Source organism: Janthinobacterium sp. GW821-FHT03A03 (assembly GCF_059421435.1).
In genome coordinates this window covers 156671-178322 of sequence record NZ_JBWKUZ010000006.1, presented here as the reverse complement: position 1 = coordinate 178322, position 21652 = coordinate 156671, and the positions used below count along the sequence as shown (strand labels likewise).

The following is a 21652-nucleotide window of genomic DNA, read 5'->3' as shown; positions in this document are numbered from 1 at the left end:
GACGCCATTCTAGCCGCCGGGCGGCGCCGTCCCTGCTATGATCGGGTTCGGATACCGGAGGACACACCATGACGACGACCCCAGCGCCGCGCGCCTTGCTGCAAGCCATGTTTCACGCCGCCATCGCAGCGGCCCAGCCGTCGCACTGCGTGCCGCCCCATCTGCCGCCCGCGCCCAAGGGGCGCTTGATCGTCATCGGCGCCGGCAAGGCCTCGGCCGCCATGGCGCAGGCCGTCGAACAGCACTGGCCGGGGCCGCTGTCCGGCCTCGTCGTCACGCGCTACGGCTATGCCGTGCCCTGCGCACGCATCGAGATCGCGGAAGCGTCGCATCCCGTGCCGGATGCGGCCGGCATGGCGGCGGCGCGGCGCATGCTGGAATTAGTTGGCAACTTGCAGGCGGACGACACGGTGCTGTGCCTGATCTCCGGCGGCGGCTCCTCGCTGCTGGCCTTGCCCCTGGACGGCATCACCCTGGAAGACAAGCAAGCCTTGAACCGGGCGCTGCTGGCGTCCGGCGCCACCATCGGCGAAATGAATTGCGTGCGCCGCCATTTGTCCGCCATCAAGGGCGGCCGCCTGGCGGCCGCCTGCCATCCGGCGCAAGTGGTGACCTTGGCGATATCCGACGTGCCTGGCGACAAGCTGGGCGATATCGCCTCCGGCCCCACGGTGGGCGACGCCACCACCTGCGACGATGCGCTGGCCATCGTGCGCCGCTATGGCATGGATTTGCCGGACAGCATAAGAGCAACGCTGGAAAGCGGGCGCGGCGAATCCGTGAAACCCGGTGACCCGCGCCTGGCGCGCACGCGCACGACCCTGGTCGCCACGCCGCAGATGGCCCTGGAAGCGGCCGCCGCCGTGGCGCGCGCGGCCGGCGTCACGCCGTATATATTGGGCGACAGCCTGGAAGGCGAGGCGCGCGACGTGGGCAAGGTCATGGCTGGCATCGCGCTGCAAGCGGCCATGCGGGGCCAGCCGTTTCCCGCCCCGTGCGTGCTGCTGTCGGGCGGCGAAACGACGGTCACCGTGCGCGGCAATGGCCGCGGCGGGCGCAACGTGGAATTCTTGCTGGCGCTGGGCCTCGCGCTCGATGGCGCGCCGGGCATCCACGCGCTGGCCGGCGACACGGATGGCGTCGACGGCCAGGAAGAGATCGCCGGCGCGCTTCTGGCGCCCGACACTTTGCAGCGTGCCTGGGCGCTGGGCATCAAGCCCCGCGACAGCCTCGACAACAACGATGGCCACGGTTTCTTCCAGGCGCTGGGGGACAGCGTGGTGACTGGCCCGACCTTGACGAATGTCAATGATTTCCGGGCCATCCTGATTACCTGATCAGTTAAAACCTTCCAGGACGATTTTTCCCTTCGCCGTATTGCTCTCCAGCAGGGCATGCGCGCGTTTCAAATTCGCCGCATTGATCGTGCCGAAGCGCTCGGCCACGGTGCTCCTGATGACGACCGCGTCCACCAGCTGCGCCAGTTCCTCCAGCAAGGCGTGCTGCTGGATCATGTCCGCCGTCTGGAACAGCGAACGGGTAAACATCAGTTCCCAGTGCAGGGACACGCTCTTGCCCTTGAACTTGCGCACGTCGATGTGCTCGGGATCGTCGATCAGGGCAAATTTCCCCTGCGGCGCGATCAGTTCGACGATTTGCTCGAAATGCCTGTCGGTCTGGTTCAGGCTGATCACGTAATCGACGGGTGGCAAGCCCAGGCGCGTGATTTCGGCGGCCAGCGGCAGGCTGTGGTCGATCACGTGGTGGGCGCCCAGTTCCTGCACCCAGGCCGCCGTCTCGGGACGCGAGGCCGTGCCGATGATGGTGACGCCTGTCAATTGCCGGGCCAGCTGCACCAGCACGGAACCGACGCCGCCGGCCGCGCCGATCACCAGCAGCGACTTGCCGCTCAGGCTCTTGTCGCGGCTGAGCTGCAGGCGGTCGAACAGCAGTTCCCAGGCCGTAATCGCCGTGAGCGGCAGGGCGGCGGCCGCGGCGAAGTCCAGGCTGGCCGGCATGTGACCGACGATGCGCTCGTCGACCAATTGAAATTCGCTGTTGCTGCCGGGGCGGTTGATGGCGCCCGCGTACCAGACCTTGTCTCCCACCTGGAACAGGGTGACGTCGGGACCGACGGCGGTGACGACGCCGGCCGCATCCCAGCCCAGCACTTCGGGCTGGCCGTCCTTCGGCGCGCGGTTCCTGCGCACCTTGGCGTCGACGGGGTTGACGGAGATGGCCTTGACGGCGACGAGCAGGTCGCGTCCCGTGGCGACGGGCACGGGCAGGGCGATGTCGAGCAGGGCGTCGGCATCCGTGATGGGCAGGCTGTGGCGGTAGGCGATGGCTTTCATGTGCTTCCTCGTTGAGTGGATACCGTATGATGGTCGTATTGTCGCCCTGGAAAAAGGGGGCGCGTACCGAAACACTTTCAAAGGAATGTTGAAAATTGCTGCGACTCGATGACTTGCAGGTATTTGTGCGCACGGCCGACCGGGGCAGTTTGTCGGCGGCCGCGCGCGAGATCGGCATCTCGCCCGCGCTGGCCAGCGCCGCCGTCAAGCGCCTGGAAGGGGAGCTGGGCTTGCGCCTGCTGGCCCGCACGACCCGTTCGCTGAGCCTGACGGCGGAAGGCGCGCAGTACCTGGAACACGCGCGCGAAGCCTTGCGCCTGCTGCGCGCGGGCCACGACGCACTGCTGGCGGGCAAGGACAGTTTCGGCGGAACCTTGAAAATTGCCATGCCCTCCGACCTGGGCCGCAACCTGATGCTGGGCTGGCTGGACGAATTCCAGGCGCGCCACCCGAAGCTGCATTACCAGCTCAGCGTCAGCGACCGGGTGGCCGACATGGTGCGCCAGCAAGTCGACGTGGCCATCCGCTATGGCCTGCAGGATGATTCGAGCATGATCGCCATGCCGATCGCGCCCGCCAATGACCGCGTGCTGGTGGCTTCGCCCGCCTACCTGCACGAGCATGGGACCTTGCTGGCGCTGGGGGACTTGCCGCAGCACAATTGCCTGCGCTTCGCGCTGGAAGACGGCTTGCACGACCGCTGGACTTTTTACCGCCTGCCCCAGCGCGAGCAGGTGACGATTTCCGTCAGCGGCAACCGCAGCGCCGACGACGCCGACCTCGTGCGGCGCTGGGCCGTGGCCGGCCTGGGCATCGCCTACAAATCGCGGCTCGACGTGGCCGGCGACGTGGCCGCCGGGCGCTTGCTGGCCTTGCTGCCCGAAGTGGCGGGCGAGGCCACGCCCTTGCACCTCGTGTGCATGCACCGGGCGCAGGTGACGCCGCTGGTGCTGCAGCTGCGCGATTTCCTGCGCGACAAGTGTGCGGAGTTGCTATAAGGTAATGTTTCTTTACAACTCGTTGCAAATGGCAATCATGCGCGGGTCAACGAGGGCGTACTCTCATGCATTCTGGTTGAAACCGCCTGAAGGATCGCCATGCCCCCCAACCGATTATTGCCGACCACCCTGATTTCCCTGCTGTTGCTGGCCGGCTGCGCCGCAACGGAACCCGCCGTACAGGCCGATCATCGCGTGCCGGCCAGTTCCGCGCAGGACATTGCCATGCTGGCACGGGTCAGCTGGGGCGTGAACGCGGGCAGCGTGCGCCAGCTGCAGGCGCAAGGCTGGAACGCCTGGCTGCAGGCGCAGTTGCACCCAAGAAAATCAGCCTTGCCGCCCGCCGTGCAGGCGCAGATCGACGCCATGACCATCAGCCAGGTGCCGCTCGACCAGCTCGTCATGTCCGTGGAGCAAAAGCGCAAGGCGTCGGCCGGCGTGATGGACGACATGGTGAAGCAGCAGGCGCAAAAGGAGTATCAGCAGGAACTGAACCGCCTGGCGCGCGAGGCGGCCACGCGCTCGCTGCTGCTCGACGTGTATGCGCCGAACCAGCTGCAGCAGCAACTGAGCTGGTTCTGGCTCAACCATTTCAGCGTGCACCAGGGCAAGCACAACTTGCGCGCCATGGTCGGCGATTACGAGGCGAACGCCATCGCCCCGCATGTTTTGGGGAAATTTCGCGACTTGCTGGGCGCCACGGTCCACCACCCGGCCATGCTGCGCTACCTGGACAATGAAGCCAACGCGGCCAACCGCATCAATGAAAACTATGCGCGCGAGCTGATGGAATTGCACACCCTGGGCGTGAACGGCGGCTACAGCCAGAAGGACGTGCAGGAACTGGCGCGCATCCTGACGGGCGTAGGCGTGAACCTGGGGCCGGACACGCCGAAAGTGAAGCCGGCGCTGCAATCGCAATACGTGCGCCGGGGCTTGTTCGAGTTCAATCCGAACCGCCACGACTACGGCGACAAGCAATTCCTCGGGCAAACCGTGAAGGGCAGGGGCCTGGCCGAGCTCGATGAAGCGCTGGATCGCCTGAGCCGCAGTCCCGCCACCGCGCACTTTATCAGCGGCAAGCTGGCCCAGTACTTCGTCGGCGACAATCCGCCCGAAGCGCTGGTGGCGCGCATGGCGGCCACCTTCCGGCAAAGCGACGGCATGATCGCCGATGTGCTGCAGACCATGTTCAGCAGTCCCGAGTTCAGGCAGTCGCTGGGCAAGAAATTCAAGGACCCCATGCATTACGTGGTGTCGGCCGTGCGCCTCAGCTACGACGACAAACCCATCCTCAACGCCGGTCCCATGCTGAGCTGGCTCGCGCGCATGGGCCAGCCCCTGTACGGGCGCCAGACGCCCGATGGCTATCCGCTGACGGACGCTTCCTGGGCCAGCCCCGGCCAGATGACGACGCGCTTCGATATCGCCCGCACCATCGCCTCGGGCAGCGCCGGCCTGTTCAGGACGGAGGGCCCGCAGCCGCAGGAAAAAGCGGCGTTCCCCCAGCTGGCCAGCGCCCTGTATTACCAGTCGCTGCAGCCAACGTTGAGTCCCGCCACGCGCCAGGCCCTGGAGCAGGCTGGCTCGCCGCAGGAGTGGAACACCTTTTTGCTGTCTTCGCCAGAAATGATGCACCGCTAAGTTGAAACCGGAGGATAGCCATGAACCGTCGTGACCTGTTGAAAGCCCTGGCCGCCGCGCCCTTGCTCGCCCATGCGGGCAGCCTGCTGGCCGCGCCCGCCACGGATGCGAAGCTGCTGTTCGTCTTCCTGCGCGGCGGCTATGACGCGAACAACCTGCTGGTGCCCATCGGCAGCGATTTTTACTATGCATCGCGGCCGAATATCGCCATCGCGAAACCGGGCGCGGACAACGGCGCGCTGGCGCTCAACAGCGACTGGGCCCTGCATCCCGCCTTGCGCGACAGCATTTATCCCATGTTCAACGGCGGCGAGGCGGCCTTCGTCCCGTTTGCCGGCACGACGGATTTGACGCGCAGCCATTTCGAGACGCAGGACAGCATCGAGCTGGGGCAGGAGATCGGCGGGCGGCGCGACTTCCGCTCGGGCTTTTTGAACCGCCTCGTGCAGACCTTAAACAGCGGCAAGGCCAGCCCGGCCATCGCCTTCACGGACCAGCTGCCCCTGATCTTCCAGGGCGGCGTGCAAGTGCCGAACATGGGGCTGCGCGCGCTGGGCAAGTCCGGCATTGATGCGCGTCAAAGCCAGGTCATCGCCGCCATGTACAAGGGCACGCCCTTGCAGCAGCAGGTGGCCGCCGGCTTCGTCGTGCGCGACGATGTCGCCAGGGAACTGACGGGAGAAATGCAGGCGGCCAACCGCAATGCCATCAGTACCAAGGGTTTTGAACTGGAGGCGCAGCGCATCGCCCGCTTGATGCAGGACAAATACAACATCGGTTTCGTCGACGTGGGCGGCTGGGATACGCACGTGGGGCAGGGCGGCGCCAGCGGCTATCTTGCCGGGCGCTTCGATGAGCTGGGACGGGGGCTGGCCGCGTTCTCGCAGGAAATGGGCGGCGCCTGGCGCCATACCGTGGTCGTCGTCGTCAGCGAATTTGGCCGCACCTTCCGCGAAAACGGCAACCGCGGCACGGACCATGGCCACGGCAGCGTGTTCTGGGTGCTCGGTGGCGGGATCAAGGGCAAGCAGGTGGCGGGCGAGCAGGTGGCGATTTCGCAGGCAAACCTGTTCCAGAACCGCGACATGCCCGTGCTGAACGAATACCGGGCCGTGCTGGGCGGCTTGCTGCGCCGCACCTTCGGCTTGACGCCGGCGCAACTCGACCACGTATTTGCCGGCGTGAAACCGGCGGAGCTGGGCCTCGTGTAAATCGGCGAATCGCCGTGTTACGCTACGCCTGCGCATGTGGCGCATAGCGAATACTGGCTGCCCATGGCGCCGGGCACGAATGGAGTGGCATGAACGATACCCAGCGCGACATCGTCAGCGCAGGCTTTTCCCTGGCCCTGATCGCCGTGACGGCCTTCGTCATGCAGCGTTTCTTTTTGCCGCTCGTGTGGGCCGGCATCCTGTGCGTGGCCACCTGGCCCCTGTACCTGCGCGTGCGCGCGGCGCTGGGCCAGCGCCCCATCGTGGCGGCGGCCGTGCTGACCCTGGCGTTCGCCTGCATCTTCATCATCCCCGTGCTGTTCGGCGTGGCGCAGGCGGCGCGCGAAGTGCCCGTGCTGGCCAACTTCGTCGTCCATGCGAATACGGACGGCTTGCCCGTGCCGGACTGGGTGCCGCACATTCCCCTGGCCGGCAGCGCCATCGGCGACTGGTGGCAAGCCACCTTGAGCCAGCCCCATGGCCTTGGCCACTTTTTTGCGGGCAGCGCCGTGGGCGGCTTTCATTCCGCCCGCGACATGCTGAAAGTCCTCGGCGCCGACGTCTTCCACCGCCTGGTCGACTTCGGCCTGGCCTTTTTATGCCTGTTTTTCTTCTACAAGGATGGCGAAGCGCTGACGCGCCAGATCACGGCCATCGGCAGCCATTTTTTGCGGCCCGAGCGGTGGGGACGCTATGCGCAAAAGATCCCCACGGCCATCCGCGCCACAGTCAACGGCCTGGTGCTGGTGGGCCTGGCCGAAGGCGTGCTGATCGGCATCGCCTATGCGATTGCCGGCTTGCCGTCACCGGCCCTGTGGGCGTTCGCCACTGGTATTTTGGCCATCATCCCGTTCGGCGCGCCGCTCGCTTACCTGTGCGCGGCCGCCTTGCTGGTGTTCCAGGGCAATGTGGGCGCCGCCATCGGCGTGGCCGCCTGGGGCACCGTGGTGCTGTTCGTGGCCGACCATTTCGTGCGGCCAGGCATGATCGGCAACGCCACCCGCCTGCCCTTCCTGGCCGTGCTGTTCGGCATTCTGGGCGGCGTGGAAACGCTGGGCCTCGTGGGCCTGTTCATCGGCCCCGTCGTGATGGTGCTGTTCGTGACCCTGTGGTACGAGGCGAATGTGTTTGACGGTAAAACACCTGCCAGCCCGGCCGCACCGGAACGCACGCAGTAATGAGGGGTCGGCCAGCGTTGCCGCTGGCCGGTACTGGCGCGCTCCCGGCGTGGCCGGACAGAGCTGACTTTAGAACAGGGTGCAAGCACCATGCTTTAAAGGCATTCTTAATGCGCCTTGGATAGAATGAGGAGCCAACGGCGCATCAGCAGCACTTCAACATAGCCCGGCTCGATGCCCGTACCGCACTCGATCAAGGGATTGACGGTGTAGTAGCGCTTGCGGAAGTCGCGGCAGACGAGGATTTCGCGCTTGCCCATGCGGACGAGGAAAGAGCTTGGGGCGTATTCCAGGCCGAACCGTGAGCCAAAACCGCTATTCAATGTTGCCATGACAATTCCTTTGAGGGAGATGTGTTGAACGAGTCATCAGAATAGCATAACTACTGTATGAAAACACAGCTACTGTATGAATAAACAGTATTTTTTTACTGGTGTGGTTTTTTTGATCATCACGCCTGATTTGAGGAGCAAGTAGTTTGCAAGAGAAAAATGACATGGGCATGACCACAGGCTGGACCCTGAAACTGCGCCGCTTCGTCGAGGCGCGCCTGTCGCCCGAAGGCGAACTGGGCCTGCATATGACGGTCGGCGTGGCGCTGATGCTGGTGGCCATCGTGGTCTTCCACGAGATCGCCGAAGCCGTGATGGGCATGGCCCGGATTACGGTGATCGACCTGCAGGTGGCGCAGTGGTTCAACCGGCATGCCGTGCCGTGGATTACCAGCTGCCTGCTGCTCGTTACGCACCTGCATGGCGTGATCGGCGCCATCACCCTGGCTACCTTGCTGGGCTGGTATCTGCACCGCAAGGGCGCCAATTACTGGCTGTTTACCCTGGTCATCACCATGCCGGGCGTCATGTTTTTGAACCTGCTGTTAAAGTACATTTTTGTCCGCGCGCGGCCCAGCTTTGACGAGCCCATCCTGCAGACGGCCTTGAGCACGTACAGCTTTCCCAGTGGCCATACGGCCACGTCGACAGCCTTGTACGGCTTGCTGGCCGCCTACCTGATTTGCCAGACGGCGCCTGGCGCCTGGGGCCGGCGCATCGCCATCGCGCTGGGGGCATTCCTGATGGCGGCGCTCGTCGGCTTCAGCCGCATCTACCTGGGCGCGCATTACCTGAGCGATGTGCTGGCGGCCATGGCGGAAAGCTATGGCTGGCTGGCCATCTGCATCGCGGGCGTGTCGACCCTGCGCCGCCGCCGGCATATCCGGCAAACCACATAAGGGGAACGATCCTGAGCAAAATCGCCGTCATCATCAACGCGGGCGCCGGCTGCGGCTACGCGCCGGACTGGGCGCAGCAGCTCGAAGCGCAATTCCTGGCCGTGGGCCTCGACGCCGCCGTCACCCTGGCGCAAAGCGGGGCCGAGATGATCGCCACGGCGCAGCAAGCCCTGCGCGATGGCGCGCCCATCGTCGTGGCCGGCGGCGGTGACGGCACCATCAACGCCGTCGCTTCCGTTGTCGTGGGCAGCGGCACGGCGTTTGGCGTCTTGCCGCTGGGTACCTTGAACCATTTCGCCAAGGATCTGAATATTCCCCTCACGCTGGAGGCGGCGATTGCCAACGTGGCGCGGGGCGTGCCCGTGAAGGTCGACGTGGGCGAAGTCAACGGCCGCATCTTCCTGAACAATTCCAGCCTGGGCCTGTATCCCGACATCGTGCGCGACCGCGAAAAGCAGCAGCGCCGGCTGGGACGGGGCAAGTGGCTGGCCTTCAGCTGGGCGCTGGTAGCCGCCTTGCGCCGCTATCCCTTTCTCGGCGTGCAGCTGAAGCTCAACGACGCCGTGCATGCGCGGCGCACGCCCTTCGTCTTCATCGGCAATAATGAATACCTGATGGAAGGCTTGAATATCGGCGAGCGCGAACGGCTCGATGGCGGCCAGCTGAGCCTGTACGTGGCGCAGCGTCCGGGCCGCCTGGGCCTCGTGCGCCTGGCCCTGCATGCGCTGTTCGGCAAGTTGTCGCAGGCCAAGGACTTCGACGTGCTGACGGCCACCGACCTGGAGATCGCCACGCACCACCGCCGCCTGCGCGTGGCCACCGATGGCGAAGTGACCGTCATGAATACGCCGCTGCGCTACCGCATCCGTCCCGCCGCGCTGGACGTGCTCGTTCCCGCGCCGGCGCCAGCCCAGGAGTAGGCCATGCGTACCCTCGTGCATTTGTCCGATTTGCATTTTGGCAAGGTCGATGCGGCCCTGCTGGCGCCCTTGCGCGCGCTGGTCGAGCGCCTGGAGCCGGACGTGGTGGTGGTCTCGGGCGACCTCACGCAGCGGGCCCGCAGCGTGCAATTCCAGCAGGCGCGGCAATTCCTCGACAGCTTGCCGGGGCCGCAGATCGTCGTGCCGGGCAACCATGACGTGCCCTTGTATAACGTTTTTTCCCGCTTCCTGACGCCGCTGGTGAAATACCGGCGCCATGTGACGGACGATTTGTCGCCCGAATACGTGGACGAGGAAATCGCCGTGCTGGGCATCAATACGGCCCGCTCGATGACGTTCAAGGATGGCCGCATCAGCCATGAGCAGATCGATTTCCTGCGTGAACGCCTGGGCCGCTTGCCGCCCGGTTTGACGCGCGTCATCGTCACGCATCATCCATTTGACTTGCCCGAGCACTTCGACGAGGATGACCTGGTGGACCGCGCGCCGCTGGCGCTGCAGATGTTTTCCGAATGCGGCGTGGATTTATTGCTGGCCGGGCATCTGCATGCCAGCGTGGCGGGCAACACGGCCGAGCGCTACAAGATCGATGGCTACGCGGCCCTGATGGTGCAGGCGGGCACGGCCACGTCCACGCGGGGCCGGGGCGAGTCGAACTCGTTCAATGTCATCCGCATCGAGGACAGCTGCATCCGGGTCGAGCGCTACAGCTGGAGTGACGGGAAGGGCGACTTTGAAAAGGTCAGCACGGAAGCGTTCGCGCGCCAGGGCGGGGTGTGGGCCAGCTTGCGGCCGTTGTAGGCTAAGGGCGTGCCTGGGACCACAGGTCGCATGGCACATTGCTGGTGAAAAAGCTCATCCACACTTGCTTGACAGCGGGATCGTCCGTGACAAAGCGCTTTTTCCGGGTATCGAAAAAGAACGGCCCCATGAAGATCAGGCCATCGTCCGTCTCGTCCAGATGGGAAAAATCGATGCTGCCGTCAAACACGATCGGCGAACGGTACACGTGTCCGGGGTGGGCGATGTCGGTCAGGCGCACATACCCCTTCTCGAACAGCGTGAAGATGCCGGCCGCCGAGACCGATTCGATCTTGTACTTGCCGGAGGCACTGACGACGGGTGCGGTGCCGGCGCGGTGGATGATGCTCCAGGCCGAGACGGCCACGCTGGCGCCGAGCAGCAAGCCCAGCGCCAGCGAGAGGCAGCACAGCCATTTCAGCAAACGCATCGGGACCGCTCCGCTTACAGCCAGTAATTCATGAAACGGGCCGCCCATTCCTTCATGCGGTCGGAAATCGGCCGCGTTTCCCATTTCGCCTTGGTAATTTCTTGCGAATCGCGCAAGTCTTCCTGGAAGGCGTTTTCCATTTCGCGCCCGAAGCTGTCGCCCAGCACGATCACGTTCAGCTCGCTGTTATGCAAAAAGCTGCGCATGTCGATGTTGGTCGAGCCCACGGTCGACCAGGCGCCGTCGATGACGGCCGTCTTGGCGTGCAGCACGGCCAGTTTCAAATGAAAGATGCGGATGCCGCCGGCCAGTAGCTGGTCGTACAGCGCGTGTCCCGCATGGAACACGAGGCCGCTGTCGGATACGCCGGGCAGCACCACGGTCACGTCCACGCCCCGCTTGGCGGCCGCCACCAGCGCGTCGACCGTCTGCTGGTCGGGCACGAAATAGGCGGACGTGATGTGGATCGATTTTTTTGCCTCCTGGATGGCCAGGATGTAGGCCTTGTAGATTTCAAAGCCGCCGTCCGGCTCGCTGGCCACGACGCGCACCAGCTTGTCGCCCACTTCGGACAGCACGGGGAAATAATTGGCGTCCGGCAAGTCGGCCTGGTCCTGCTGGGCCCAGGTGCGGATGAACAGCCACTGGAAGGCGGCCACGGCCGGGCCTTCCACTTTCACGTGGGTATCGCGCCAGCCTACGTCGCTCTTGTCGGCGGACTTGTTCCTGGAGCGGAACAGCGAGCTTTTCGCGTAGGTATCGCTGATATTAATGCCGCCCGTAAACGCCGTCTTGCCGTCGACGATCAGCACCTTGCGGTGGTCGCGGTTGTTGATCTTCCAGTCGTCGCCCTTGAGCTTGGCGGGGTTGACGGGGTTGAAGGCCACCAGGTGCACGCCGGCCGCGCGCATGCGCTCGAAGAACGCCTGCGGCACGCCGATGGTGCCCACGCTGTCGTAGATGACGTTGACCGTCACGCCCGCTTGCTGCTTTTCGATCAGCATGTCGGCAAATTTCAGGCCCAGCGGGTCCTGGTCGAAGATATAGGTTTCCAGGTTGATGCTGGTCTTCGCTTCGCTGATGGCCTGGAACATGGCGGCCATGGTTTGCGGGCCGTCAAACAGCAGGGTCACCTTGTTGCCCTTGATCAAAGGCACGCCCGTGGCCGCCTCTTCCAGCGCGGCCTGGGTCTTCAAGTCCATGCCGGACCTGGCCCAGCGCTTGTTGAGCAGGGCGGCCCGGCTGTTGACGTCCAGCACGGCGCCCTTGCCCGTGATCACCTTGGGCTTGGCCACGGGGGCCAAAGTGGTATTGAGATTCTTAACGTTTGGCAACGCGGCGCATGCAGCCAGGGTCCAGCACAGCAGGAGGGCGGTGAGGCAGGGTTGCAAGCGCCGAGCGGTCATTTTTGAGCCTTGGTCGTGGGTGACAGGTTTGCCGAGTCATCGGCCAGTGCCAGTGGCGGCGGGTTTTTCGAGCCGAAGAAGAAGACGATGGGCGAGCGCAGGAAGCGCTTGCCCAGGATCTTCAGCAATTGCATGCCGTGCTTGAAGCGCACCTGGCGCGAGCGCAGGGCCACCCACAGGGCCAGGCCGAAGCTGACCAGCAGGTTGGCCGTGCCGATGGCGAAGATGCCCGACAGCGACTTGACGGCCAGCTGCCAGCTCATATTGTGATCGAGTCCCACCAGCGCTGTCGCAAAGTTGGCGGCCGAGAAGGTGATGTGACGTATATCAATCGGCAAGCCGATCAAAAAGCCCAGGGTGCCGATGGAACCGAGCAGGATGCCGAAATAGAAGTTCCCCATCAGGCCGCCCAGGTTGTTTTCCAGGTACAGGCCCAGCCGCTGCAAGCGATCCTGGCCGATGACGCGGCCCAGGCCGCGCAATTGCGCGATGCGCTGCGCCCAGCGCGTGTACAGGGCCTGGTTGTCGTAGTAGCCGGAAATCAGGCCGGCCACGAACAGGCACACGCCGGCGATCATGGCGTAAAAGATGGCGGGGCTGCCGATGGGGTCTATGTCGTGCAGCAAGTGCATGGCCTTTTCCGGCGTCACCAGGTTGTGCCCCGTGATCGCCTTGTAGCCGAGCGCGATCAGCCATGCCGTGGGGATGGCCGTGGCCAGGTTGCCCAGCACGGCCATGTTTTGCGTGCGGAAGACCTTGTTGATCAGTTCGGCCATGCTGTCGAGGTCGATATTCCGGCCATCCTTGCTGTGCAGGCCGGCGGCGATGCGCGAGGCCGTCATGGCCGGCTGCTTGGTGGCCACCGTGAAGTGCAGCAAATGGATGAACATGAAGCCGATCGAGTAATTCATGCTGAACATGAACGCTTCGACCAGCGGCGCCGAGCGCAAATACGACATCAATATCTTGAACAGGGCCATGAAGCCGATGATGATGCCCGCGCCCGCCGACGAGAGGAACATGGCGCCCATCTCGCGGCGGTTTTCCGCGATGTAGTGCTCGCCCGTGCGGCTGGCGTTTTCCGTCACATTGCGCGCCAGCAAGTTGATATTGTCGGAGAACAGGTCGCTGACCTTGTACTTATGGTTGTGCGCGCGTATCAGTTCCAGCGCCAGTCCCACGGCGCCCGCGCGGCGGCGGCTGACCGGTTGCGGGTGCAGCAAGTCCTGCGTGGCGTCCACCGTGATGGCGTCGATGTCCACGTTGCCCGAGGCCGGCAGCTCGCCGCTCGTGTCGACGAGGAACAGCAGCTTGCGCAGGCGGTCGATGCTCTGCGCCAGCGCCACCAGCAGATAGGTGAGGGGAATGCTGGTGCCCTGGTACAGGGCCTTCTTGCGGATCTTGGCGATGACGGCGTCGCACTGGTCCAGCATCACCAGCAAATGGCGCGCGTCCTCGATATGCTCGATGTCGCCTTGCAGCAAATTCGTGTAGGCGTCCAGGTAGGCGTTTACTTCCGTGTTCTGCACCATGAACGGCGACTGGAATACTTCAATTTCGCTGTGGAAACGCGTCAGTTCCGGCTCCAGGCCCATGGCGCAGACGCGGTAGGACAGCGTGCGGATGGCGTCGAGCATGCCGGGCAGCATGATATTACCGTCGCCGACGGCCAGTTCGATATCGTCGCTGGTGAGCACGTCGAACAGCTCCAGCCAGTCCGTGGCGGGCACGTTGCTGATCCACAAATAATCGGTCTTCAGGTACAGCACCTGGTCGAGTGCGTCGTTCAGGTATTCGTCGCCGAGGGCGGGCGGCAGCATGCGGTAGGCGATGCGGCGTTTCAATTCGGTGAAAAAGCCGCTGTTCGACAGCACGCCGATGTCCGTGTACAGGCTGGCGTGGCGGCGCGCGGCCAGCACGCGCAGCACGTATTCGTGCAGGGCGCGGGCCTGGGCGGGATTACCTTTGAGAAGCTGGCGCAGGGTGCGCACGTTGGCGATCGCGGTAGCGCTGTCGTGGGGGCGCTTGGGACGCAGAGAGTTGAACAATTCCACCAGCAAGTCGATATTGCTGGAGTTGGGGTCTATGCGTTCGAGGATAGCTAGCATGCAGAAAAAACGGGCGAGCCGCTGTCGGTAAAACCAGTAGTGTACTGCCTGCGTCAAATCCAGCAACGTTCGCCACCGAACATTGCTTCACGGCAGGGCCTGTTTTTGACCTTATTGTGCAGCAATTGCCATGGATCATGCTCACCCTTGCGTGTTGTCAGTATCCGACTCTTTTCCCAGGGCTAAGCTGAAGTTTCTGTTGTACAACGCACAGATTGCTGGACAAAAAGCGAGGATAAGGTAACACTAAGATCAGACACCGAGCGCATGTCCTGATCAATACCCGGCAGTTTCAACTCACGTTACCGAGATATTTATCATGAAGACCTCGTATTTTGCGCTTGCTGTGATAGGGATGGGGCCACTCGCGCTGGGCGCAGCGGCCCAGGCCGCCGATGGCGCGGGCAGCGCCGCATCCAGTAACATTGCCGTGTATGGCGTGCTCGATGCGGGCATCGTGGCCGAACGGGGCTGTGCCGCCAATTGCGCCGCCACCAGGGTCTCGGGCGGCGTCGCGTCCGGCTCGCGCCTGGGCGTGCAGGGCCGCGAAGCGCTGGGCAACGACGTCTCCGCCGTGTTTACGCTGGAAGCGGGCATCCAGAACGACACGGGCCAGTCGGAAGACGGGCGCCTGTTCGGCCGCCAGGCCTACGTGGGCCTGGACAGCCGCCTGGGCGCGCTGACCCTGGGCCGCCAGTACAACCTGCAATACCTGGCCCTTACCGACGTGGCCGACCCGTTCAAGGGCGGCATGGCCGGCAGCGCCGGCAACCTGGCCGGCTACAGCGTGAAACGCTACGACAATACCGTCAAATATGTGACGCCCGCCTTGCGCGGCGTGACGGCCAGCGCCATCTACAGTTTCGGCGAGTCGCCCTACAGCAGCGCCAACAACCGCGCATATGGCGCCACCCTCGGCTATTCGGCCGGCGCCGTGAATGTCAGCGTGTCGCACCAGCGCAAGAACAATTTCATCCTCGCTTCCGGCACCTTGCCCGCCATCGACATGTCTTCCCGCAACACCCTGATCGCGGCGAATGTCGACCTGAAAGTGGCCACCGCCTTTGCCGCCGTGGGCGTCAACAAGGGCTATGGCAGTTCGCCGTGGGACCCCAGCAATGCCTACAGTTCGCTGGCCCTGTCGATGTCGTCCTCGGACAGCCGCGACACCCTGCTGGGCGTGTCCGTGCCCGCGGGCGGCTTCAAGCTGCTGGCGTCCTGGGTGCACAAGGATGACCGCGACCTGGCCAACCGCGACGCCACGCAGGTGGCCGTCGGCCTCACGTATTCGCTGTCAAGGCGCAGCGATTTCTATGCGTCCTACGCGAAAATCCACAACAAGAACGGCGCCCGCTACACGGTGGGCAACGCCAGCGACGCCGGACGCGGCGATGCGGCATTCAACCTGGGCTTCCGTCACGGTTTCTGACCGGCCGCGGCGGATGGGGCAGGGCAGCTTGCCCCCAGCCATTTGCCGTTGCTCGTCACATTCACCTGTTCCGGCGCGCCGCGCGCGCTGGTCGTCACCGCCAGCTGCATGCTGAAAGCCTGGTCGCCCGTAAATATCACCTTGCCTTCGCCGCTCGATTTCGGGTTCGCGCAGCTGAACGACACTTGCATGCCACCGGCGATGTCCTTGTTCCTTGAGGTGCAATCGCCGGGCTGGCCCGTGGGAATCTGCTTGCGCGCGGCCATCTCCGGCGTCACGCAGGCCGTCACGCGCACGGCGCCGTCGGCGCCCACGCTGGGCATGGCCATGCCGCGGCTGGCGGCCATGCTTTCGAGCTGCTTGCGTTGATCGGGGGGAAGGTTGCCCAGTTGCTGCAACACCATGGACATGGCGTTGTCGGTGGCGGCGTCGGGCGAGGCCATCTTGCTGTCGACTTGCCACAGGCCGGGCTTGATGGTGGTCGACGGCGTGGCGGCCTGGGCGCCGGCCTGGGCGCCCAAGGCGGCGCAAGCGAGCAGGGTCAGGCGTAGCAGGGGTGATTTCATCTTGGCGTCTCCGGAAAAGGCAGACCCCAGCATACGGCATGGCAAGCGCGGCACGCTTGCCATTGTGTTACAAACTGTGATCGGGCTCGATGCGGCGCACGTCCACGCAGGCGATGCGGCGCTCGTCGGCCTCGACGATTTCATAGCGCAGATCGCCAAGTTCCAGCACTTCGCCCACGGCCGGCATGTTTTCAAAGTGCGCCAGCAGGAAGCCGGCCAGCGAGTTGTACTCGCCGTCTTCGCTGACGAGCGATGCCGTCTCGAACACCTGCTCCAGGTAATGCAGGTCCGTGGCGCCGTCGATGCGCCAGTGGCCGGGGCCCAGCACTTCCACGTCGGGCTGCTCGTCCTCGTCGGGGAATTCGCCGGCGATGGCTTCGAGGATGTCGATCGGCGTGAGCACGCCCTGCACCGTGCCGAACTCGTCGACCACCAGGACCAGCTGGCCGCGCGAGCGTTTCAGGGTTTCCATGGCTTTCAGCACGCCGGCCGCTTCCGGCACGACGATGGCTTCGCGCATGCTGGCCGGGTCGATTTTGCCGTGCGAGACGAGATCCTCGATCAGGTCCTTGCTGCGGGCGATGCCGACCACGTTGTCGAGGTCGTCATTGCACACAGGAATCATGCTGTGCGGCGTATCGCGCAGCAATTTGAGCATCTTTTCGCTGCTGTCGTTCAGGTTCACCCACGAGACGTCGCCGCGCGGCGTCATGACGGAGCGGATCGAGCGTTCGGCCAGGGTCAGCACGCCGCTGACCATGTTGCGCTCTTCCACGCCGAAGGCGGAGACGTCGGGCAGCTCCTTGACTTCGTGCTCCTCGGCCGCCTCGCGGCCCTTGCGCCCGCCCAGCAGGCTCAATACGGCTTGCGCCGTGCGGTCGCGCAGCGGGGCGTTCGACTGCAGCTTGAGGATGTTGCGGCGCGCCAGCTGGTTGAAGAACTCGATGACGATGGAGAAGCCGATGGCCGCGTACAGATAACCTTTCGGGATGTGGAAGCCGAGGCCTTCGGCCACCAGGGACAGGCCGATCATCAGTAAAAAGCTCAGGCACAGCACGACGACGGTGGGGTGGGCGTTGACGAAGCGCGTCAGCACTTTCGAGGCCAGCATCATGACGACGATGGAAATGACGACGGCGGCCATCATCACGTACAGGTTTTCCACCATGCCGACGGCCGTGATGACGGCGTCGAGCGAGAAGACGGCGTCGAGCACGACGATCTGCGCCACCACCAGGCCGAAGCCGGCGTAGACTTTCGGGCCCGTCTGGGCGTGCGTGACGCCTTCGAGGCGTTCGTGCAGCTCGGTGGTGGCCTTGAACAGCAGGAACAGGCCGCCGACGAGCAGGATCAGGTCCCGCCCCGAGAACGAGAAGGTCCAGATGGCAAACAAGGGCGTGGTCAGGGTGACCAGCCAGGAAATCAGCGACAACAGGCCCAGGCGCATGACGAGGGCCAGCGTCAGGCCCAGCACGCGCGCCTTGTCGCGCTGGTGCGGCGGCAGCTTTTCGGCCAGGATGGCGATGAAGATCAGGTTGTCGATACCCAGTACGATTTCCAGTACGACCAGCGTCAGCAGGCCGACCCAGATTGTCGGGTCAAATAACCATTCCATGTGTGTAACCTTGTAAAGTTAAATCAAAATAAAGCTTGCCTAGAGGCAACCTGCCCCAGGCCTGAATGCGATGCGTGCGGCGCTATCCGTGGCGGACGCGCGGCGGCCGGGTGGCCGTCCGCACGTCCGCTTCGGCAAGTGCGCCCGGTCCCGCTTGCCAAATGATGGCGCAAAACGGCGCCTCCAGGCGCGGGTTCGGGTACGGCGTGACGGGGTCGTTGTCGCACTCTTCCAAGGCGCAGCTGTCGCCGGGCAGGCCCGCATGGGCGCTGGCGTCGTGGCCATGCATGTCGGAGGCGGGCGTGGCGAAGACGCCGGCCGCAATTGCTTGCTGGAATGGGGAAGGGCTGGCGTAGGCCATGCTGGCAAACGCCTGGGGCAAAGCGATGAAAACAAAAAGGCAGAGCAGGACGAGAGCTCGTCTCATATACAGGCAGATAGTTCTGGAACCGTGGAGTATAACACGCGCATATAACCGCTCCACGACAGGTACTTGCGTAACTGATAAGTATGCCGTAAATTGCGAGAGCAATCATTTCCCTGGGCGGCGAAGACGCAGCGCGGGTCCATGGCAATTTTTGCGCCCGTATCGTATTGCGCTTGCGCATCTTTAAACGTAGTGTTACCAGGAATCCGCCTTGAAACCAATTACTGCCCTCCTGCTTGCCGCCGGCATCCTGTCGCCTTCGCTGGCATTCGCCGCCACCCCCGTGGAAGCGGCCCCGACCCAGAAAACCGGCAAGCTCGCCGCCGCCGTCAAAGTCACCTCCGTCGAAGGCATTACCGAATACCGGCTGGCCAACGGCTTGCGCGTGCTGCTGTTCCCGGACGCCAGCAAGCCTACGCTCACCACCAACATCGTCTACCTGGTCGGCTCGCGCCATGAAAACTATGGCGAAACGGGCATGGCCCACTTGCTCGAGCACCTGCTGTTCAAGCCCAGCGCCAACTTCGGCGTCAGGAAGGGCACGAAAACCCCGGTCGAGATCCTGAACTCGACGGGCGCGCAGTTCAACGGCACCACCTGGTACGACCGCACCAATTACTACGCCACCTTCCCCGCCAACGACGACAACCTGCGCCAGATGCTGGCGATGGAAGCGGACCGCATGGTCAACGCGGCCATCGACCAGAACGACCTGTGGAACCCGAAGACGCAGAAGGGCGAGATGACGGTCGTGCGCAACGAGTTCGAGATGGGCGAGAGCGACCCGATCGGCGTAACCAGCGAACGCATCCAGGCCATCGCCTATGACTGGCACAACTACGGCAAGTCGACCATCGGCGCCCGTTCCGACATCGAGCAGGTCAACATTCCCCGCCTGCGCGCGTTTTATCATAAATATTATCAGCCTGATAATGCCGTGCTGATGGTGGCGGGCCGCTTCGATGAAGCCAAGGTCTTGAAGCAGATCAATGATTTGTTCGGCAAGATCCCGAAACCGACGCGCGTGATCGAACCGACTTATACGGCTGAACCCGTGCAGGATGGCGAACGCGCCGTGACGGTGCGCCGCAGCGGCGGCACGCAGTTCGTCGGCGCCGGCTACCACGTGGCGCCGTCCGGCAACCCGGACGCCGTCGCCATCGAGGTGCTCGGCCATGTGCTGACGGACGCGCCCGCCGGCCGCCTGCACAAGGCGCTGGTGGAAACCAAGCTGGCCAGCAAGATCGAATACAACTCGGTGAGCAACCTGGAACCGGGCTACAACCTGTTCGGCGCGCTCGTGCCCGTCGATGGCAACCTGGACGCGGCGCAAGCGGCCATGCTGAAAGTGCTGGAAGAGCTGAAATCGCAGCCGATCACGGATGCGGAAGTGGCGCGCGTCAAGCAACAGCTGAACAAGCAGGTGGAACTGATCACCTCGAACACGGCGCGCATGACGATCGCCCTGACGGAGTCGCTGGCGGCCGGCGACTGGCGCCTGTTCTTCCTGCAGCGCGACCAGCTCGACAAGCTGACGACGGCGCAGGTGCAGGCGGCGGCCGAGAAATACCTGAAGAGCTCGAACCGCACCCTGGGCCGTTTCATCCCCACCGATGCGCCGGACCGCACCGTCGTGCCGGCCTACGCCGACGTGGCGCCGCAGCTGGCCGGCTACACGGGCCGCGCCGTCGTGGCGCAGGGCGAAGCGTTCGACCCGAGCCCGGACAATATCGAGGCGCGCACCCAGCGCTTCACCTTGCCGAACGGCTTGAAAGGCGCCTTGCTGCCGAAGAAAACCAAGGGCGGCAACGTTAGCGTCGTGTTGAAATTGCAGATCGGCAGCGAAGACAGTCTGCGCGGCAAGGGGCAAGTGGGCAGCTACACGGCCAATCTGCTGTCGCGCGGCACGGATAAACTGTCGCGCCAGGAAGTGAAGGACAAGTTCGACCAGCTGGGCATGCAAGTGGCCATCTCGGGCGGCGCCGAAGGCGTGACCGCCATGCTGACGGGCAAGCGCGAGAACTTGCCGGCCGCCATGGACCTGCTGGCGCAAGTGCTGCAAAAGCCGGCCCTGAACGAGACGGAATTCCTGGAATTGCAGCGCGAGCGCGTGGGCCGCGCCGAGCAGGAATTGCCTGAGCCGCAGCCGCTGGCCGTGAACGCCTTCCGCCGCCTGCTCGACGCCACGCCGGAAGGCCATGTGCGCCACGTGGCCACCCTGCCGGCCGAGCTGGCGCAATGGAAAGCCATCAAGGTTTCCGATGTGAAAGCCTTCCATGGCGCCTACTATGGCGCGTCGAACGCCACCTTTGCCGCCGTGGGCGACTTCGACCCGGCCGCGCTGAAGGCGCAAGTGGCCAGCCTGTACGGCAGCTGGAAGGCGCAGCAGCCGTATGTGCGCATTCCCGACGCCGTCAAGCCCGTCAGTGGCGAGAAAGTCACGCTGGAAACACCGGACAAGGCCAACAGCGTGCTGTTCGCCATCCAGCCGATTCCCCTCAAGGATGACGCCGCCAGCTATCCGGCCTTGCTGATGGCCAACCACATGCTCGGCGGCGGCGCCTTGCGCAGCCGCCTGGCCGACCGCATCCGCCAGAAGGAAGGCCTGTCGTACGGCGTCGGCTCGCAAGTGTCCGTGCCGTCGCGCGAGCCGGCCGGCTACTGGATGGCCTACGCCATCAGCGCGCCGCAAAACACCGTCAAGGTGGAAGCGGCCCTGCGCGAGGAAATCGCCAAGGCGCTGGCCGACGGCTTCACGCAGGAGGAACTGGCCGAAGCGAAGAAGGGCTGGCTGCAATCGCAGGAAGTGGGCCGCACGCAGGACAGCGGCCTGGCGCGCGAACTGGCCGGCTACCTTGCCGAAGAGCGCACCATGGCCTATGACAAGGACCTGGAAGCGAAGGTATCCGCCCTGACCCTGGCGCAAGTGAACCAGGCCTTGCGCGAGCACCTGAAGCCAGCGGCCGTGTCGGTGGTGACGGCGGGCGATTTTGCCAAGGTGGCCAAGGAAGGCGGCGCCAAGGCGGGCACGGCCAGGTAAAGCGCCGCGCATGAAGAAATAGCCGGCACTCCGCATGCCCCCGGCAAGCTGGACGCCAGCTTGCCGGGGGCAATGCCAGCACGGGCCGGCCGCTGTCGATGGCGAGAGGGCAGGCTTCGTCGAAGACTGTCCTGGTGGCCTCCCTGGAACGCCACGCCGCGGAGGCGAAATGATCTCCCTGCATGGTCCTGCATCCGCGCGCTGTCAATACATGGCGGATAAGCTTGCCAAACGCACCTCCCGGCAAAAAAATGCGCGCAGTGATCGCCTCGC

18 protein-coding genes are annotated in these 21652 nt (G+C 64.4%); 10 read left to right on the top strand and 8 right to left on the bottom strand.

Annotated elements, in window-relative coordinates; all coding sequences use genetic code 11:
- The first annotated feature begins 68 nt into the window (after nt 1–68).
- Nucleotides 69–1337, top strand: a complete 1269-nt coding sequence (locus AC07VI_RS14625; RefSeq protein WP_492993216.1) for a glycerate kinase type-2 family protein — start codon at nt 69–71, stop codon at nt 1335–1337.
- On the opposite strand, the gene AC07VI_RS14620 is transcribed toward AC07VI_RS14625, so the two are convergent.
- Nucleotides 1338–2354 (bottom strand): zinc-binding alcohol dehydrogenase family protein, encoded by a 1017-nt coding sequence (locus AC07VI_RS14620; protein ID WP_492993218.1) that lies wholly within the window; start codon nt 2352–2354, stop codon nt 1338–1340.
- A gap of 95 nt (nt 2355–2449) precedes the next feature.
- Here AC07VI_RS14620 and AC07VI_RS14615 point away from each other — a divergent pair, with 95 nt between their 5' ends.
- From AC07VI_RS14615 to AC07VI_RS14600, 4 genes are all read left to right on the top strand, one after another.
- Nucleotides 2450–3352: a LysR family transcriptional regulator gene (locus AC07VI_RS14615; RefSeq protein ID WP_086145799.1), complete on the top strand. Its 903-nt coding sequence runs from the start codon at nt 2450–2452 to the stop codon at nt 3350–3352.
- A gap of 99 nt (nt 3353–3451) precedes the next feature.
- Nucleotides 3452–4996 (top strand): DUF1800 domain-containing protein, encoded by a 1545-nt coding sequence (locus AC07VI_RS14610; RefSeq protein WP_086145798.1) that lies wholly within the window; start codon nt 3452–3454, stop codon nt 4994–4996.
- A gap of 20 nt (nt 4997–5016) precedes the next feature.
- On the top strand, nt 5017–6207 hold the full coding sequence (locus AC07VI_RS14605) for a DUF1501 domain-containing protein (RefSeq protein WP_099375159.1): 1191 nt from the start codon (nt 5017–5019) through the stop codon (nt 6205–6207).
- 89 nt (nt 6208–6296) lie between these two features.
- Nucleotides 6297–7385: an AI-2E family transporter gene (locus tag AC07VI_RS14600; protein WP_086145796.1), complete on the top strand. Its 1089-nt coding sequence runs from the start codon at nt 6297–6299 to the stop codon at nt 7383–7385.
- 107 nt (nt 7386–7492) lie between these two features.
- Here AC07VI_RS14600 and AC07VI_RS14595 read toward each other — a convergent pair whose 3' ends face one another.
- The gene (locus AC07VI_RS14595; RefSeq protein ID WP_010396348.1) at nt 7493–7717 is read right to left on the bottom strand and encodes a hypothetical protein; all 225 of its coding nucleotides are present in this window, start codon (nt 7715–7717) and stop codon (nt 7493–7495) included.
- A 164-nt stretch (nt 7718–7881) separates the two neighbouring features.
- Here AC07VI_RS14595 and AC07VI_RS14590 point away from each other — a divergent pair, with 164 nt between their 5' ends.
- Genes AC07VI_RS14590 through AC07VI_RS14580 form a run of 3 tightly spaced genes read left to right on the top strand, consistent with a single transcriptional unit; the run spans nt 7882 to nt 10358 of the window.
- Nucleotides 7882–8616 (top strand): phosphatase PAP2 family protein, encoded by a 735-nt coding sequence (locus AC07VI_RS14590; protein ID WP_086145852.1) that lies wholly within the window; start codon nt 7882–7884, stop codon nt 8614–8616.
- A gap of 11 nt (nt 8617–8627) precedes the next feature.
- Nucleotides 8628–9536, top strand: a complete 909-nt coding sequence (locus AC07VI_RS14585; protein WP_099375210.1) for a diacylglycerol/lipid kinase family protein — start codon at nt 8628–8630, stop codon at nt 9534–9536.
- A gap of 3 nt (nt 9537–9539) precedes the next feature.
- A complete protein-coding gene (locus AC07VI_RS14580) occupies nt 9540–10358 on the top strand; it encodes a metallophosphoesterase family protein (protein ID WP_099420434.1) in 819 nt (272 codons plus the stop codon).
- A gap of 1 nt (nt 10359) precedes the next feature.
- Here the strand turns inward: AC07VI_RS14580 and AC07VI_RS14575 are convergent, their stop codons facing one another.
- The 3 genes from AC07VI_RS14575 to AC07VI_RS14565 are packed head-to-tail and all read right to left on the bottom strand — an operon-like array spanning nt 10360 to nt 14302.
- On the bottom strand, nt 10360–10788 hold the full coding sequence (locus tag AC07VI_RS14575) for a hypothetical protein (RefSeq protein WP_086145794.1): 429 nt from the start codon (nt 10786–10788) through the stop codon (nt 10360–10362).
- A gap of 14 nt (nt 10789–10802) precedes the next feature.
- Entirely contained in the window at nt 10803–12194 is a 1392-nt protein-coding gene (gene cls, locus AC07VI_RS14570) for a cardiolipin synthase (protein ID WP_086145793.1), read from the bottom strand.
- The gene (locus tag AC07VI_RS14565) at nt 12191–14302 is read right to left on the bottom strand and encodes a site-specific recombinase (RefSeq protein ID WP_086145850.1); all 2112 of its coding nucleotides are present in this window, start codon (nt 14300–14302) and stop codon (nt 12191–12193) included. Before AC07VI_RS14565 ends, cls begins: the two co-directional genes overlap by 4 nt.
- 355 nt (nt 14303–14657) lie before the next feature.
- Between AC07VI_RS14565 and AC07VI_RS14560 the strand changes: the two genes are divergently transcribed.
- Nucleotides 14658–15731: a porin gene (locus tag AC07VI_RS14560; RefSeq protein WP_319017216.1), complete on the top strand. Its 1074-nt coding sequence runs from the start codon at nt 14658–14660 to the stop codon at nt 15729–15731.
- Here AC07VI_RS14560 and AC07VI_RS14555 read toward each other — a convergent pair.
- The 3 genes from AC07VI_RS14555 to AC07VI_RS14545 all read right to left on the bottom strand — a co-directional run bounded on the left by AC07VI_RS14555 (nt 15719) and on the right by AC07VI_RS14545 (nt 18273).
- The gene (locus tag AC07VI_RS14555) at nt 15719–16297 is read right to left on the bottom strand and encodes a DUF3617 domain-containing protein (protein WP_492993223.1); all 579 of its coding nucleotides are present in this window, start codon (nt 16295–16297) and stop codon (nt 15719–15721) included. The two genes, AC07VI_RS14560 and AC07VI_RS14555, sit on opposite strands and share 13 nt — an antisense overlap.
- Before the next feature lie 67 nt (nt 16298–16364).
- A complete protein-coding gene (locus AC07VI_RS14550; protein ID WP_086145791.1) occupies nt 16365–17912 on the bottom strand; it encodes a TerC family protein in 1548 nt (515 codons plus the stop codon).
- An 82-nt stretch (nt 17913–17994) separates the two neighbouring features.
- Nucleotides 17995–18273 carry a hypothetical protein gene (locus AC07VI_RS14545; protein WP_086145790.1) on the bottom strand — a complete coding sequence of 93 codons (279 nt, stop codon included), beginning with the start codon at nt 18271–18273 and terminating at the stop codon, nt 17995–17997.
- Between the two features lie 277 nt (nt 18274–18550).
- On the opposite strand from AC07VI_RS14545, the gene AC07VI_RS14540 reads away from it, so the two are divergent.
- Entirely contained in the window at nt 18551–21379 is a 2829-nt protein-coding gene (locus AC07VI_RS14540) for a M16 family metallopeptidase (protein ID WP_086145789.1), read from the top strand.
- Nucleotides 21380–21652 lie beyond the last annotated feature (273 nt).

Coding starts and splice junctions, on each gene's coding strand:
- AC07VI_RS14625 (WP_492993216.1), top strand. CDS start 69: ATGACGACGACCCCAGCGCCGCGCGCCTTGCTGCAAGCCATGTTTCAC.
- AC07VI_RS14620 (WP_492993218.1), bottom strand. CDS start 2,354: ATGAAAGCCATCGCCTACCGCCACAGCCTGCCCATCACGGATGCCGAC.
- AC07VI_RS14610 (WP_086145798.1), top strand. CDS start 3,452: ATGCCCCCCAACCGATTATTGCCGACCACCCTGATTTCCCTGCTGTTG.
- AC07VI_RS14605 (WP_099375159.1), top strand. CDS start 5,017: ATGAACCGTCGTGACCTGTTGAAAGCCCTGGCCGCCGCGCCCTTGCTC.
- AC07VI_RS14600 (WP_086145796.1), top strand. CDS start 6,297: ATGAACGATACCCAGCGCGACATCGTCAGCGCAGGCTTTTCCCTGGCC.
- AC07VI_RS14595 (WP_010396348.1), bottom strand. CDS start 7,717: ATGGCAACATTGAATAGCGGTTTTGGCTCACGGTTCGGCCTGGAATAC.
- AC07VI_RS14590 (WP_086145852.1), top strand. CDS start 7,882: ATGGGCATGACCACAGGCTGGACCCTGAAACTGCGCCGCTTCGTCGAG.
- AC07VI_RS14580 (WP_099420434.1), top strand. CDS start 9,540: ATGCGTACCCTCGTGCATTTGTCCGATTTGCATTTTGGCAAGGTCGAT.
- AC07VI_RS14575 (WP_086145794.1), bottom strand. CDS start 10,788: ATGCGTTTGCTGAAATGGCTGTGCTGCCTCTCGCTGGCGCTGGGCTTG.
- cls (WP_086145793.1), bottom strand. CDS start 12,194: ATGACCGCTCGGCGCTTGCAACCCTGCCTCACCGCCCTCCTGCTGTGC.
- AC07VI_RS14565 (WP_086145850.1), bottom strand. CDS start 14,302: ATGCTAGCTATCCTCGAACGCATAGACCCCAACTCCAGCAATATCGAC.
- AC07VI_RS14560 (WP_319017216.1), top strand. CDS start 14,658: ATGGGGCCACTCGCGCTGGGCGCAGCGGCCCAGGCCGCCGATGGCGCG.
- AC07VI_RS14555 (WP_492993223.1), bottom strand. CDS start 16,297: ATGAAATCACCCCTGCTACGCCTGACCCTGCTCGCTTGCGCCGCCTTG.
- AC07VI_RS14550 (WP_086145791.1), bottom strand. CDS start 17,912: ATGGAATGGTTATTTGACCCGACAATCTGGGTCGGCCTGCTGACGCTG.
- AC07VI_RS14545 (WP_086145790.1), bottom strand. CDS start 18,273: ATGGCCTACGCCAGCCCTTCCCCATTCCAGCAAGCAATTGCGGCCGGC.